Genomic DNA, 14,286 nt, shown 5'->3' with positions numbered 1-14,286 from the left:
CGCTGTTAATCGTTAGTTTTTCTCTTTTAGTACCCAACCTGAGAGACTAAATTTTTCATAACAGCCTATTCAAGCTAGCGCACTCACGAGCGAGTAAATGAATCTGTAGGCATTCCAGAACCTGATTACGAGTCACTTAACAAAAGTAATACTTGTGTTGCATATCAATTTCATCATTTATCTAGATTACTCGCATTAAAAGGCCCGGACGAAATACAACGTCCGGGCCTACATAAGGAATACTTGATAAGTCAGCGCATCTGTAGCGCTTAATCAGCTGCAGCGTCTAATCACCAGCGAACATATAACCTTCACCGTGAACGGTAATGAAAATCTGCGGATTCTTTGGATCCATTTCCATTTTCGTACGCATACGGCGAATCAACACATCAATGGTGCGATCATTAGGGGCATCAACACGATGACTGATCATATTAAGGATGCGTTCTCGGCTTAACACCTGATTGGGGTACGTAGACAAGGCAACCAAGAGTTCATATTCTGCTTTTGTCAGTTTTACTGGCTCGCCATTACAGGTTAAAGAGCGTCGCTGCTTATCAAACAACCACTCACCAAAATGGACAACATGTTCACTCTCTGCACTTTGCGGCTCTTGAGGTGGCTTTCTTGCTTGAGAAATTCGCCACAGTAAGTTTTTAACGCGTACCAATAACTCTCTTAACTCGAACGGTTTAGTGACATAGTCATCTGCCCCCATCTCCAAACCAACAATCTTGTCAATACTATCGGTACGTCCGGTCACCAATATAATGCCTATGTCAGATTGGCTGCGTAGCTCTCGAGTTAGCATGAGCCCATCTTCACCTGGCAAATTAATATCGAGCATAACAAGATCGACACTGGATGATTGCAGTACTTGGCGCATCTCTTCACCACTTTCTGCTTCGCTCACCAAATAGCCTTCACTCTCAAAGTAACCAGACAATTTGCTACGTGTAACGACATCATCTTCAACTACTAATACGTGATAACTCATATGCACCGTTTCTTAAATTTGTTATGACCAAGGCCATTCTATTCATAATTAGTCACAATTCTAGCCGACATTAAGGCAATTTGTCGAAAGTCGTGTTTTTTTTGATTCAAGACAAGAACTATTCCTCCTCAACATATGCAACCATAATAAATAGCTTAATAACTAAATGGCACCTCGTTCATTCGAACTCTCCATCATCACATTCATTTATCTTCACAAATTCCTATATTTTTTCACCAATTGCCTTACTGCTGTTCATTTTTATTGGCTAAAATGATAGTAAGACTTTTGGAGAAGATAAAATGCAAGAAATCAAAGCATTTAACGAACAACGTGCAGAAATTTATTGGTGGCTATCCAGCTTATTTGCCAAAGAACTAACAAAAGAAGAGCTAGAGAAGTATCACAGTGTTGAAATACGCGCTTTCCTCGCTGGGTTGGGGGAGAATGCGTCATTAAGCGCTTCTATCGCCAATTTTATCGACGCACTCAATCGTTTACAAACACGCGAAGATGCTCAACTTGAGCTCTCTGCTGACTTTTGCGATTTGTTCTTGAAAACCGATAAGCATGGCGCACTCCCATACGCATCAATGTATATAGGCAAGTCAGGCTTACTAAATGACACCCCAGCACACGATATGGCAGCGCTCCTCAAACAGCACAATATTGGCGTGTCCGATAACCTAAATGAGCCAGCAGATCACTTAGCGATTGAGTTAGACTTTCTTGGCAACCTCATCATTCGTTCTAATGAACTGGAATCTGATGCGCACATCAATAACGCTTTACTTGAACAAGCTGACTTTATTGAACAACACCTCATGACGTGGTTACCTCAATTTGATCGTCGATGTAAAGAATTTGATGAATTCGGTTTTTATGCAGCTGTTGCACAACTACTCGTTGCATTCTGTCAGCTTGACCTTACATACTTACGCGTAGAGTAGGTAAAGTAGTTAAGCGCCCAGTCCCTAACGCGACAATAATCAGTAAGCCAAATATAAATTTGGCTTTTATAGACAAAATTGTCGGTTCAGACATTGCTAGGGTCTGCCACTAAGACTACAATTCGCCGTTTAAAATGCGAAAGCCAGGCTTTAGTACGATGTGGTTTCCACTTAAATGTACTGATTGGAAACCGCCATTTCACAAAGTGTATTTGTGTCCGGTACGCATTCGTTACAACAAAGCGCTTATTTTTCGTAAATAATGCTTCATGATCGCAACGACTTTTATGCAATTAAAAACACAAAAGCCGTTACTAACAGGATAAAGCTATGGCAACAATTAAAGACGTCGCCCGCCTAGCTGGCGTTTCTACTACCACCGTATCTCACGTCATCAACAAAACGCGTTTTGTTGCCGAGGCCACACAAGAAAAAGTTAATGCTGCAGTCGAAGAGCTCAATTACGCGCCAAGTGCTGTCGCAAGAAGCTTAAAGTGCAACTCTACGAAGACCATTGGTATGCTGGTGACTCAATCCACTAACCTGTTTTTCTCTGAGGTGATTGACGGTGTTGAGAGTTATTGCTATCGACAAGGTTATACCTTGATACTGTGTAATACAGGTGGCGTGTATGAAAAGCAACGCGACTACATTCGCATGTTGGCAGAGAAGCGTGTTGATGGCATTTTAGTCATGTGCTCAGACCTAACTGAAGAGCTTCTCACTATGCTTGACCGTCACTCTGATATCCCTAAAGTCATTATGGACTGGGGCCCAGAAAGTTCGCAAGCAGATAAGATCATCGATAACTCGGAAGAAGGTGGCTACTTAGCGACAAAATACCTTATTGAGAAAGGGCATACAGACATCGCCTGCTTAAGTGGTCATTTAGAAAAAGCTGTTTGCCAAGAACGCATTGTCGGTTATCAACGCGCTTTAACAGAAGCAGGCTTAACGATGAAAGAAGACCGTATTTTTGAAGGTAACTTCGAATGCGATACTGCCGTCATCGCCGCCAATCGCATTGCCGCTATGGAAGACCGACCAAGCGCCGTTTTTTGTTTTAACGATACCATGGCATTAGGCCTAATGAGTCGCTTACAACAGCTTGGATTAAACGTCCCTGGTGATATCTCTGTAATCGGCTACGACAATATCGAGCTGGCTGAGTACTTTTCACCACCATTGACCACCGTTCACCAACCAAAACGTCGTGTTGGTAAAAATGCATTTGAGATTCTACTCGAACGAATCAAAGATAAAGGTCATGACAAACGCATATTCGAGATGCACCCAGAGATAATTGAACGAAGCTCTGTCAAAGACATGACAAAATAATGACAAAAGCGCTCTATTGGGCGCTTTTTTTTGATCTTCTTCCAATAAATTTCAATCTGTATTGTTACTTTGTGCTACTTCACAAGCACAAATACCCCTCTAATTTTTGAAGCAATATCACACTTCAACTAATAACCCATGCATATTAATGGTTTTTTTCTTTATGCTATTTGAGTCACGCACAGGGCAAACCATCTGAAAAGGTGGGACGCAAAGCCTCCGGCCTAAACCACATTTGGTAGGTAGCGGGGTTACCGATGGCAAAGGTGTCAAATCCTGTTATTGACCTAACAAGAAACTGACACCTGTTTGCTATACTCTCGGACCTGATTTTGGTGACACAATCAATAACACCGAGAAAAGATAAGCATGGACAATCCAGTATTAAAAAATTCAATGCAATTGTTCGCTCAACTAGGAAAAGTAAAATCTCGCTCCATGTTCGGTGGATTTGGGATCTTTGTTGACGAAACAATGTTTGCATTAGCAGTGAACAACAAATTACATATCCGAACTAACCCCAAAACAGTCGCGTCTTTTAAGCAATTAGGCTATACGCCTTACGTGTATAAAAAACGTGGATTCCCTGTTGTTACTAAGTACTTTGCACTTCCAGAAGATTGTTGGGACGACACTAACGTTATATTGTCATACGCTCGCGCAGCCTTGGATTTTGCCAAAGACGAAAAAGTAAAACAATCCGATACTAAACCTAACCGATTAAAAGATCTGCCGAATCTTCGCCTTGCCACAGAGCGTATGCTTAAAAAAGCGGGCATCGAGTCAGTTAACTCATTACAAGAGCATGGCTCTGTAGAAGCATTCAAAGCGATTCAGAAAACACATTCATCCAGTGTCGGCCTAGAGTTACTATGGGCATTAGAAGGGGCGATTAACGGTACACATTGGTCCGTTATCCCACAAGCGAAACGAGATGAACTCGCTAACCACATCAACTAGTGTTGATATACTTATAAAAAAATCAGCTTAAGGCTGATTTTTTTTATAAGTCTTTGAAAGTAAATTTACCCTGCTCCTGTCTTATACTTAAAGATGCATTGTCTACATGGAGTAAGTCATGAGTAAAAAGTTACTGTTAGGGTTGGGCTTCGTTGCTCTTATCCTATTCTTGGGGTCGCAATTCGGTCAGTATTTAACATTAGAAAACGCCAAAGTACAACAAGCTGAGCTCGCCAGTTACATTGACGCCAATTTTGTCACGGCTGCACTCACCTATTTCTTTCTCTACATAGCAATTACAGCATTTTCAGTTCCTGGCGCTGCAGTTGTGACGCTATTAGGCGCTGCATTATTTGGATTTTGGACCAGCCTTTTACTGGTCTCCTTTGCGAGTACCATTGGTGCTACCCTAGCCTTCCTTAGTAGCCGGTTTCTACTGCGAGACTGGGTTCAGCGTCAGTTTGGTGCAAAACTCACTACCATTAATGATGGTGTCGAAAAAGATGGGGCTTTCTACCTTTTCTCTTTGCGACTCATTCCTGTCTTTCCGTTCTTCTTAATCAACCTACTCATGGGTTTAACGCCTATTCGTGCCTCAAAATACTACTTCGTCAGCCAACTTGGCATGCTACCAGGCACCGCAGTGTATTTGAACGCAGGTACACAACTTGCGAATATTGATAGTTTGTCTGGCATAGTCTCGCCTACTGTTCTTGCTTCGTTTGCTCTACTAGGACTGTTTCCACTTCTTGCTAAATGGGTCATGGCAAAATTGAACAAAACGCCTCAGGTAGAGACTAAATGAAAATTTACGTAGGTAACAACCCGACAGAAACGCATATTATCCAACAACAGCTTAATGCTGAAGGAATTCAATGTGAAGTAAGAGGTGAAGGGGTCTTTGGATTAAGGGGGGAAGTTCCGCTTGACGAAAGTTCACTGCCTTTTATTTGGTTGATGGATCTATCCCAAGAGCCTAAAGCTAAAGCCATCATTGATACATGGCAACTGCAAGCCAATCAAAGCACTGGGGGAGATTGGACTTGCCAACATTGTCATGAACTTAACGAAGCTCAGTTCGGGTCTTGTTGGAATTGCCAGCACCTAGCACCTAGCACCTAGCACCTAGCACCTAGCACCTAGCACCTAGCACCTAGCACCTAGCACGGCAGATTATTAACTGACCGATTGAATAAAGGCAATGGAGTGCTTATTAAACTCGTCTGGCTTTTCAACGTTACAAACATGCCCACAATCCGCGATTTCTAATAAGCGGCTCGATTTATGTTCTGCCACCATCTCTTTAACAGGGTGGATAAACATATAGTCTTTATCCCCCATAAGGTAGAGCGTAGGGATTGGCAATTCCTTGTCTTTAAAGTAACGATGTAGTGGGTTCACTTCCGTGGTTAAGGTATACCAGCGTTTAAATTCCTTCTGGCATAATTTTTTCGCTTCACGGACAAACAAGTGACGGGACTCTTTTTGACCACGTTGTGGCATCACGATATAAGCAAACAAGCGATATAACCACATATATGGGATGATGTGCTTGCTCCAATTGCCTATATTGACCAATAACTGAGAACGTGTGTTAAAACGCGTTACAGCGCCTCCTAACACCATAGAACGAACTCGATGGGCCGATAACTCCGCGATATTGCGAACAATAATTGTACCCAGGGACATACCGACAAAATGCGCAGATTGGATTTTGAGATGATCGAGTACTTTTAGTATATCAACCGTTACGCTTTTAAAAGTATAACCGCTTGCCATGATCCCTTTGATCAATTGATTCGATTTACCATGACCACGTAAGTCGACAAATAGTAAGTTGAAATGTTCTTTGTAAGCTCGAATTTGTTTAAACCAAATGGACGAGCTTCCCCCTGCGCCATGCACAAACACGACCCACTCTTTACTGGTGGGATGCGGATACGTTTTATGAAAAAGTAGATTCTCAGACATAGGCTCTTAAGAGGGTGATATCAGTGTGCGTTACGTTACCACAATTCTTGTAAATGCAGGTAAAAAGTCCGCACTTTTTCATTCAAAATCATTTCTAAGTGTTAACTTATCATCGATTTTTATCATTAAAAAAGGCGACATAACGTCGCCTTTTACATTTAAGCAATGCTAATAATTAGCCTTGATTCAACGCAATATCATACATTTTACTGTAATCCTTTGCAGACTCAAGCCAACTAAAATCACGCCCCATTGCACGAAGCTGCATCTTATGCATCTCTTCTGGTTGCTGCAAATAGAACAACAGCGCCCTTTGCAGAGTAATCAGCAACGCATCGTGGCAAGGCTCATCGAAACCAAAGCCTGTAGCTTCTGACGGGTTATCATCAAAATCAATAACCGTGTCTTTTAGTCCACCCACTTTACGAATAATCGGTAGCGTTCCATAAGCCATGCTGTACAGTTGGTTAAGACCACAAGCTTCGAACTCTGATGGCATCAAAAAGAACTCTGAGCCCGCTTCTACCAAGTGAGCAAAACGGTTGCTGTAGGCCTCTACAAATGCCAGTTTATCTGGATGCGCTAATGCGATATCACGCAGATGGGCAGCAATTTGAGATTCACCCGTTCCGATAATGACCATCTGCACATCATTTTTAAGAAACTTCTCTAAAATTGGCAGAATGTAATGAAAGCCTTTCTGGTGGGTCAAACGACAAACCATCCCGACCATTGGCGTGTCAACTTGAGGTAAGTTGAGTTCTTGCTGCAGCAACCTTTTTGAGGCTAACTTTCCTTGTAACATACTAGAAAGCTTAGCTTCATAACGCTCAGGCAAGAATTCGTCGTTTCGTGGATCCCACTCAGAGTAATCACAACCGTTAACGATACCATGTAGATCTTTCGCGCGGTGCACAAAGTCATCTACTAATCCATGCGAGCCTAACGGAGTTACCAACTCCGCGGCATAGTTCGGACTGACCGCATTGATCTTGTCAGCAAAAGCGATACCCGCTCGCAACATGCTCACCCAACCTTCGCCGTACTGTAAGAACTCCATCCCAGACAAGTTCAGTTCTGGAATGATTTCAAGCTGACTATAAGAAAAAATACCCTTAAAGATAGCGTTGTGTACCGTTAGGACAGATTTTACGTCACGAAAACGCTCATCATCACCGTAGCGAGTTTTAAGCAAAAATGGCACTAAACTGGTATGCCAATCGTTCGCATGAACAACCGCAGGTTTGATACCAAGTTTCGGTAATACATCTAAGCTAGCAGCAGCAAAAAAACCAAATCGCTCGCCGTTGTCAGCATAAGCGCGGTTGTGCTCAGCATACAGTTCAGGTCGGTCGAAGTATTTATCACACTCGATAACGTAAACATCCACACCATCAAGCTCGGTTTTTTTTACTTGATATGCCGTATGCGGCCAATGTTCTAGCTCTGTGGCAAGAAGACACTCGTAATCGTGTTTATTCGGTAAGGTTTGGTAGCCAGGTAATGTAATCGCTACCGATTTCCCGAGCTCTTGCAATGCTTTAGGCAGAGCCTTGGCAACATCTGCCAAGCCTCCACTTTTTACAAGTCCTTGAGCTTCTGAAACTGGAAACCATACATCTATGTTTCTCATTTTAGAATCCAACTTTTGTCCCTTTTTTGATGACTACTACGCCACCTGGAGAAACATGAAAACGCTTCGCGTCCAACTCTAAATCTTCACCAATCACTGTTCCAGGGGCAATTTCTACATTTTTATCAATAATTGTGCGCTTGATAGTACAGCCCGCGCCAATTTTGACGTCACCTAGGATAACAGATTCGCTGACAATAGAACCAGCAGCAATATTACTTCTAAAACCTAGGACCGAGCGGTAAATGGATGAGCCGCGAACGTAACTGCCACCAGCAACTAGGCTATCGGTAATTTTAATTTTTTGATGCTCGGCATCCACAAACGTCGCCGGTGGTAGAGGTGGATAGTACGTGTGTAGAGGCCATGTGCGGTTGTACAACGAAAACTGAGCGTCTTCTTGTAGCAAGTCCATGTGTGCTGCCCAATAAGAATCAATCGTACCCACATCACGCCAATACGTGGTGTCTTTTTCACCTGTGATTTTGTTGGTTGAAAAGTCGTAGACATACACGTCCCCTTCGGGGAACATTTTAGGGATGATATCTTTACCAAAGTCATGGCTTGATGCGTCATTTTCCGCATCAATACGTAGCTCATGGTATAGGCTCTCAGCTTCAAAAATGTAGTTACCCATTGATACAAGTGCCATATCGGGGTGACCTGGGATCGATTTAGGATTTTGTGGCTTCTCTTCAAAGCCAATCATTTTACCGTTTTCATCCACTTCAATTACACCAAACTCTGAAGCTTCAGCTAATGGCATGCGCAAAGCAGATACCGTCAATTTGGCTTCAACGCGTTTGTGGAAGTCCAACATCTGGCGAATGTCCATTTTGTAAATATGGTCAGAACCAAAAATACAGACGTGCTCAGGGTTTGCTAACTCAATGAAGCGAACATTTTGATAAATAGCATCCGCTGTGCCTTCATACCAACGCTTACCATCACGCATTTGCGCTGGGATAGGGTCAATAAATCGGTCGGTAATGCCGGTTAGGTTCCATCCCTTTCTCATATGTTGGTACAGGGATTGAGATTTAAACTGTGTCAGTACATAAACACGCATTAAGTCTGCATTGATAAAGTTGTTAAGGGCGAAATCGATAAGACGATAACTCCCTCCAAAAGGCACTGCAGGCTTACTGCGAGACTCAGTTAAAGGACGAAGGCGAGACCCTTCGCCACCAGCAAGAATCATTCCTAATACACCAGCCATTATATTCTCCGTTTTTACAGCTTTGTCATTATTATCAGGCTTTTCTTTGTTATTCAGCCTGACGTCATTATTAACGGATGACGATGTCGATGTTGGCATCAGACAATCAAACGTTGAATATCGTATATAAAGTGAAATACCATTTATAAATAAGTAATTCGCACCACCAATATTCCTTAGAACGGGGCACGGTTCGACCATAATCTTCGTATGGTTTTCATCTAAATTATCGTGTTGAAAAAAGATTACAACTAGTAAGATCTCAATATCGGTCATTGTACGGTATTGCATTGCAACTCGTGGCGTACATCACAACTATCCATAGCGGCGCAACATTAAAACCACACTTAACTAACACTTCAGTCACCCGGACACCAACCGATTGTGATCTAAATCGTATTAACACTTTCTACATAGATGCTTTACAAATACATAAAAGTTATAAAACGTTTTGTGATACCGCTCTTTTCAAGCAAAAAAAAACAGCACCTAATAGGTGCTGTTTTCAATCCGTAAGATGAGAAGCTATTTCTTTGGCTTTTTACGCTTATCGGTAATTTCCCATTTACCATCAACAAACATACCCGTCCAACCTGAAGGCTTACCTTCTACTTCTGAACGAACATAATTCTCTTTGGTCTTTCGGCTAAAACGAACCACTGTTGGACGACCATCTGGGTCTTCTACTGGTGCATCAGCCAAGTAATGAAACTTAGGTGAAATTCGCTCTTTATATTTCGCGAGTTCACTCACCAATGGAGCACGTGTTTCACGTGATTTAGGGAAGTTACTCGCTGCCATAAACAGACCAGACGCACCGTCCCGAAGCACAAAGTAGGCATCTGAGTTTTCGCACGGTAATTCAGGGAAGTGAACTGGATCTTCTTTAGGCGGCGCTATTTCGCCGTTCTTAAGGATCTTACGAGTATTCTTACATTCCTCGTTAGTACAACCCATGTACTTTCCAAAACGGCCATTTTTTAGCACCATTTCAGCGTTACATTTATCACATTCAACCGTTGGGCCGTCATAACCTTTAACTTTAAACTCGCCATGCTCAACAACGTAGCCTTCACAGTTCGGGTTATTACCACAAACGTGAAGCTTGCGCTTATCGTCGATAAGATACGCGTCCATTGCCGTTTCACAAATAGGACAGCGTTTTTTAGCACGTAGCGCAGCCGTTTCAACATCCTCTTCTAAGACGTTGATAATGCCTTCTTCATCACCAAGGTTAATGGTGGTTTTACAGCGCTCTTTCGGTGGTAATGCATAACCTGAACAGCCTAAGAACACACCCGTTGATGCGGTACGAATACCCATCGTTCGAGAACAGGTCGGACATTCGATATTCGTCTCAACGATATGATTAGGCTTCATGCCTCCGGTTTCTTCATCGAGTTCGGCTTTTTCAAGATCCGTTGTAAATTCGTTGAAGAAGTCGTTAAGCACCCCTTTCCAGTTCGTTTCACCTTCCGCGATTTGATCGAGCTTTTGCTCCATACGAGCGGTAAAGTCATAGTTCATTAGGTCGTCAAAGCTGTAATTGAGACGGTCAGTAACGATCTCGCCCATTTTCTCAGCATAGAAACGACGCTGTTCTACTTTTACGTAGCCACGGTCTTGGATTGTCGAAATAATAGAAGCATACGTCGATGGTCGACCGATACCCTTCTTCTCAAGTTCCTTAACCAGTGCCGCTTCTGTAAAACGTGCTGGCGGTTTAGTGAAGTGCTGCTTAGGATCCAGTGCCACTAAATCCAGTTTGTCGCCAACTTGTACCGCAGGCAAAATCGCGTCTTCGTTTTTACCCATAGGACGTTGAACACGAGTCCAACCATCAAACTTAAGAATACGCCCTTTCGCTTTTAGCGTGAAGTCATCAGCTTTGACACTCACCGTCGTTGAATCGTATTTGGCTGGCGTCATTTGACACGCAACAAATTGGTTCCAAATCAATGAATATAGCTTATGAGCATCGGCTTCCATACCCTGCAAATCGTCGACTTTAACCGTAACGTCAGAAGGTCGAATTGCTTCGTGCGCTTCTTGTGCACCCTCTTTGCTACCGTAACGCAGTGGGTTCTCTGGCAAATACTCGCCGCCAAACTCACTATCGATATAGCTTCGAACCGTCTCTACCGCTTCCGAGCTTAAGTTCGTAGAGTCGGTACGCATATAGGTAATGTAGCCGCCTTCATAAAGACGCTGCGCTAACATCATGGTCTTTTTAACACCGTAACCAAGGCGAGTACTCGCAGCTTGTTGCAATGTTGATGTGATATAAGGTGCTGATGGCTTGCTCTGCGTCGGTCTGTCTTCACGCTTGCACACTTCATACGTGGCGTTGGCTAAAACCGCTGTAGCTGAGCTTGCTTCTGTTTCATTAGTTGGTTTGAATGCCTTACCGCCCTTTTGAGCAACAAGCAATCTGAAATCTGTTTTATTGACGGTTTTAGTATCGGCATGAATGTCCCAGAACTCTTCTGGGATAAACGCGTTGATTTCACGCTCTCTTTCTACCAATAACTTAACCGCAACCGACTGTACACGGCCTGCAGACAAGCCACGTGCGACTTTCTTCCACAGTAATGGCGATACCATAAAGCCAACAACACGGTCGAGGAAGCGACGCGCCTGTTGTGCATTAACACCATCCATGTTCAGCTCTCCAGGTGCCTCAAAGGCCTGCTGGATAGCATTTTTAGTAATCTCGTTAAAGACGACTCGTTTATATCGCTCTTCATCGCCACCGATGATCTCACGAAGGTGCCATGCGATAGCCTCTCCCTCGCGGTCCAAATCGGTTGCGAGGTAGACGTAATCGGCGTCTTTCGCTAATTTCTGTAGTTCTGCAACGACCTTTTCTTTTCCAGGTAGGATCTGATAATTAGCATCCCAGTCGCTGTATGGGTCGATGCCCATCTTTTTAATCAGTGCTTTTTGGTCTTTTGCTTTTTTAATTCGTGCTTTTTCTTCAACACTTAAACCTTTGGTCGAGACTGCCGCTGCTTTTTTACCAGTACTTTGACCTGCAGTTGGTAAATCACGTACGTGACCCACACTCGACTTCACGACGAAGTCTTTACCCAGGTATTTGTTGATGGTTTTAGCCTTAGCGGGTGACTCCACTATAACCAGTGACTTTCCCATAATGACACTAACGTCCTATATCACATTGCGAGTATTAATCGCACGATGTTCGAAATTTATGCTTCTTTTTACTATTGAGCGAGAACAAAAGAAGATCAACCTGTTTTTTGCAATTACATTCTAATCGCTCGACAAATGTCCGATCTCACTTCGTCTACCCATTGAAACGAAGGCGCCATAGTAAACGTCAAACCCTTATTGTGCCTAGCTTTGATAATCAAAATTTGTTTCTTATCACAAAACATCCGCCATTGTAGGCAACAACTTAGCACTTGCAAACCCGCAGCGCGTCCATACACTATCGGAAATTGCCTAATGATTGAGAGCGTTTATATGTCAGAAAAACAACGTATTTCCGAGTTTGATTTATTGCTAATTGCAAACCAAATAATTCAAGAGCATGACGACTATTTAGAGGGTATGCGTGCAGACAGTGTAGATGAAAAAGAGGAAGTGCTCGTTTTTAAAGGAAATTATTTTCTCGACGAACAAGGCCTACCCACTGCCAATACTACGGCTGTATTTAACATGTTTAAGTACCTTGCCCATCATCTTTCTAAAGAATTTACTTTAAAGTAATCATTAACACAGGCCGTCGTTAACACGGAAAAAATAAAGCGCCCTTTTGCTGGGCGCTTTATTACTTCATCAACCTACTACTGGCTTAGTTCTGCCAGTTTATCAAAATAATCAGGGAATGTTTTTGACGTACATTTGGGATCATTAATGGTCACTGGAGTGTCGCTCAGCGCAACAAGTGAGAAACACATTGCCATTCTGTGATCATCATAAGTATCAATCGCAGCGTGGGTTAATTGAGAGACAGGTTCAACAATAATATAGTCTTCACCTTCTTCTACTCTTGCGCCTACTTTTTTAAGCTCTGTTGCCATGGCAGCTAGACGATCGGTTTCTTTGACGCGCCAGTTATAAACATTACGTATCACGGTTTTTCCCGTCGCAAATAATGCGGTTGTCGCAATGGTCATCGCAGCATCTGGAATATGATTATAGTCCATATCAATGCCAACCAATTGGCCTTTTCGGCACGTGATATAGTCCTCGCCCCATTCAATTTCTGCGCCCATTTTCTCTAACGCATCAGCAAAGTGTATGTCACCTTGAATACTATTCTTGCCAATACCCGTCACCTTGATTTCTCCGCCCTTAATCGCGGCAGCAGCAAGAAAATATGAAGCAGATGAGGCATCGCCTTCAACTAAGAACTGACCCGGGGAGCGATATTGCTGTCCGCTACGAATGACAAAGGTCTGATAGTTTGAGTTTTCTACAACCACACCAAACTGCTTCATGATGTGAAGCGTAATATCAATATAAGGCTTTGACACTAAATCACCGACAATCTCAATGGTCACATCAGATTCAGCAAAAGGGGCGGACATTAAAAACGCTGTCAAAAACTGGCTAGATATAGATCCGTCGATGGTAACTTTTCCACCTTTTAAGCCTGTGCCATAAATTTTGAGCGGTGGATAATTATCATTTTCAAGATATTCCACTTTTGCACCCGCTTGTGCTAGTGCATCGACAAGATGCCCAATCGGACGCTCTTTCATTCTTGGCTCGCCAGTTAGCACATAGTCACCTTGGCCGAGGCATAGTGCTGCCGCCAACGGGCGCATTGCTGTTCCCGCATTACCCAAGAATAGCTCTGTCATTTGGTCAACCGAAAAAGGGCGACCCAGTCCTTGCACAACGCACTGTTTTTTGTTTTCTGACAGTTCATAGCTTACACCTAGCGCGGTTAAGGCGTTAAGCATATGTTTAATATCGTCACTATCAAGAAGGTTGGTCAGTGTTGTCGTCCCTTCCGCCAAAGCCGCTAAAAGTAACGCGCGATTTGAGACACTTTTAGAACCTGGAAGGTTAACCGTTCCGGAGACTTTTTTGATGGGTTGGAGTGTTAAGCTTTCCATTAATTGAATCTAATCCTTTACTGGCATCCACTGTCCTACAACGAATACCATTACTATTCTTCGTAAAAGCAGCCTAACCAAATTACGCATCAAACACCAGCTTTTATCCGCGACTTTTGTTTACCTTT

General features: G+C 43.0%; 12 protein-coding genes and 1 riboswitch. Of the genes, 6 read left to right on the top strand and 6 right to left on the bottom strand.

Going from position 1 to position 14,286, the window contains the following annotated elements; translation table 11 throughout:
• Window positions 1–286: 286 nt before the first annotated feature.
• Entirely contained in the window at window positions 287–997 is a 711-nt protein-coding gene (gene torR / locus L4D74_RS17745; RefSeq protein WP_428753687.1) for a two-component system response regulator TorR, read from the bottom strand.
• A gap of 302 nt (window positions 998–1,299) precedes the next feature.
• Between torR and torD the strand changes: the two genes are divergently transcribed.
• The 5 genes from torD to L4D74_RS17720 all read left to right on the top strand — a co-directional run bounded on the left by torD (window position 1,300) and on the right by L4D74_RS17720 (window position 5,367).
• A complete protein-coding gene (torD, locus tag L4D74_RS17740; RefSeq protein WP_428753686.1) occupies window positions 1,300–1,947 on the top strand; it encodes a molecular chaperone TorD in 648 nt (215 codons plus the stop codon).
• A gap of 330 nt (window positions 1,948–2,277) precedes the next feature.
• On the top strand, window positions 2,278–3,285 hold the full coding sequence (purR, locus tag L4D74_RS17735; RefSeq protein ID WP_428753685.1) for an HTH-type transcriptional repressor PurR: 1,008 nt from the start codon (window positions 2,278–2,280) through the stop codon (window positions 3,283–3,285).
• Between the two features lie 175 nt (window positions 3,286–3,460).
• A riboswitch (cyclic di-GMP riboswitch) is annotated at window positions 3,461–3,544 on the top strand.
• Window positions 3,545–3,654: 110 nt separating this feature from the next.
• Entirely contained in the window at window positions 3,655–4,245 is a 591-nt protein-coding gene (locus tag L4D74_RS17730) for a TfoX/Sxy family DNA transformation protein (RefSeq protein WP_428753683.1), read from the top strand.
• Between the two features lie 118 nt (window positions 4,246–4,363).
• Window positions 4,364–5,050, top strand: coding sequence for a TVP38/TMEM64 family protein (locus tag L4D74_RS17725; RefSeq protein WP_428753681.1), 687 nt, complete (start codon window positions 4,364–4,366; stop codon window positions 5,048–5,050).
• On the top strand, window positions 5,047–5,367 hold the full coding sequence (locus L4D74_RS17720; RefSeq protein WP_428753680.1) for a putative signal transducing protein: 321 nt from the start codon (window positions 5,047–5,049) through the stop codon (window positions 5,365–5,367). The genes L4D74_RS17725 and L4D74_RS17720 overlap by 4 nt, the downstream gene beginning before the upstream one ends.
• A 54-nt stretch (window positions 5,368–5,421) precedes the next feature.
• Here L4D74_RS17720 and L4D74_RS17715 read toward each other — a convergent pair whose 3' ends face one another.
• The 4 genes from L4D74_RS17715 to topA all read right to left on the bottom strand — a co-directional run bounded on the left by L4D74_RS17715 (window position 5,422) and on the right by topA (window position 12,221).
• A complete protein-coding gene (locus L4D74_RS17715) occupies window positions 5,422–6,216 on the bottom strand; it encodes an alpha/beta fold hydrolase (RefSeq protein WP_265675061.1) in 795 nt (264 codons plus the stop codon).
• Window positions 6,217–6,391: 175 nt separating this feature from the next.
• Window positions 6,392–7,849 (bottom strand): glycogen synthase GlgA, encoded by a 1,458-nt coding sequence (gene glgA, locus L4D74_RS17710; RefSeq protein ID WP_428753679.1) that lies wholly within the window; start codon window positions 7,847–7,849, stop codon window positions 6,392–6,394.
• A gap of 1 nt (window position 7,850) precedes the next feature.
• Window positions 7,851–9,359, bottom strand: a complete 1,509-nt coding sequence (gene glgC, locus L4D74_RS17705) for a glucose-1-phosphate adenylyltransferase (protein WP_428753678.1) — start codon at window positions 9,357–9,359, stop codon at window positions 7,851–7,853.
• 234 nt (window positions 9,360–9,593) lie between these two features.
• Window positions 9,594–12,221, bottom strand: a complete 2,628-nt coding sequence (topA, locus tag L4D74_RS17700; protein WP_428753676.1) for a type I DNA topoisomerase — start codon at window positions 12,219–12,221, stop codon at window positions 9,594–9,596.
• 333 nt (window positions 12,222–12,554) lie between these two features.
• On the opposite strand from topA, the gene L4D74_RS17695 reads away from it, so the two are divergent.
• A complete protein-coding gene (locus L4D74_RS17695; protein WP_428753674.1) occupies window positions 12,555–12,800 on the top strand; it encodes a YciN family protein in 246 nt (81 codons plus the stop codon).
• A gap of 77 nt (window positions 12,801–12,877) precedes the next feature.
• On the opposite strand, the gene aroA is transcribed toward L4D74_RS17695, so the two are convergent.
• Complete coding sequence (gene aroA, locus L4D74_RS17690) at window positions 12,878–14,158, bottom strand: 3-phosphoshikimate 1-carboxyvinyltransferase (RefSeq protein ID WP_428753673.1); 1,281 nt, start codon at window positions 14,156–14,158, stop codon at window positions 12,878–12,880.
• Window positions 14,159–14,286 lie beyond the last annotated feature (128 nt).

It is taken from the genome of Vibrio cionasavignyae, from assembly GCF_050337155.1.
Lineage (GTDB): Bacteria > Pseudomonadota > Gammaproteobacteria > Enterobacterales > Vibrionaceae > Vibrio > Vibrio nomapromontoriensis.
Note: the sequence above shows the minus strand (reverse complement) of the source record. Positions and strands in the feature narration are given on the sequence as shown.

Coding starts and splice junctions, on each gene's coding strand:
- L4D74_RS17730 (WP_428753683.1), top strand. CDS start 3,655: ATGGACAATCCAGTATTAAAAAATTCAATGCAATTGTTCGCTCAACTA.
- L4D74_RS17715 (WP_265675061.1), bottom strand. CDS start 6,216: ATGTCTGAGAATCTACTTTTTCATAAAACGTATCCGCATCCCACCAGT.
- glgC (WP_428753678.1), bottom strand. CDS start 9,359: ATGCAATACCGTACAATGACCGATATTGAGATCTTACTAGTTGTAATC.
- aroA (WP_428753673.1), bottom strand. CDS start 14,158: ATGGAAAGCTTAACACTCCAACCCATCAAAAAAGTCTCCGGAACGGTT.
- torD (WP_428753686.1), top strand. CDS start 1,300: ATGCAAGAAATCAAAGCATTTAACGAACAACGTGCAGAAATTTATTGG.
- L4D74_RS17695 (WP_428753674.1), top strand. CDS start 12,555: ATGTCAGAAAAACAACGTATTTCCGAGTTTGATTTATTGCTAATTGCA.
- L4D74_RS17720 (WP_428753680.1), top strand. CDS start 5,047: ATGAAAATTTACGTAGGTAACAACCCGACAGAAACGCATATTATCCAA.
- glgA (WP_428753679.1), bottom strand. CDS start 7,849: ATGAGAAACATAGATGTATGGTTTCCAGTTTCAGAAGCTCAAGGACTT.
- L4D74_RS17725 (WP_428753681.1), top strand. CDS start 4,364: ATGAGTAAAAAGTTACTGTTAGGGTTGGGCTTCGTTGCTCTTATCCTA.
- purR (WP_428753685.1), top strand. CDS start 2,278: ATGGCAACAATTAAAGACGTCGCCCGCCTAGCTGGCGTTTCTACTACC.
- topA (WP_428753676.1), bottom strand. CDS start 12,221: ATGGGAAAGTCACTGGTTATAGTGGAGTCACCCGCTAAGGCTAAAACC.
- torR (WP_428753687.1), bottom strand. CDS start 997: ATGAGTTATCACGTATTAGTAGTTGAAGATGATGTCGTTACACGTAGC.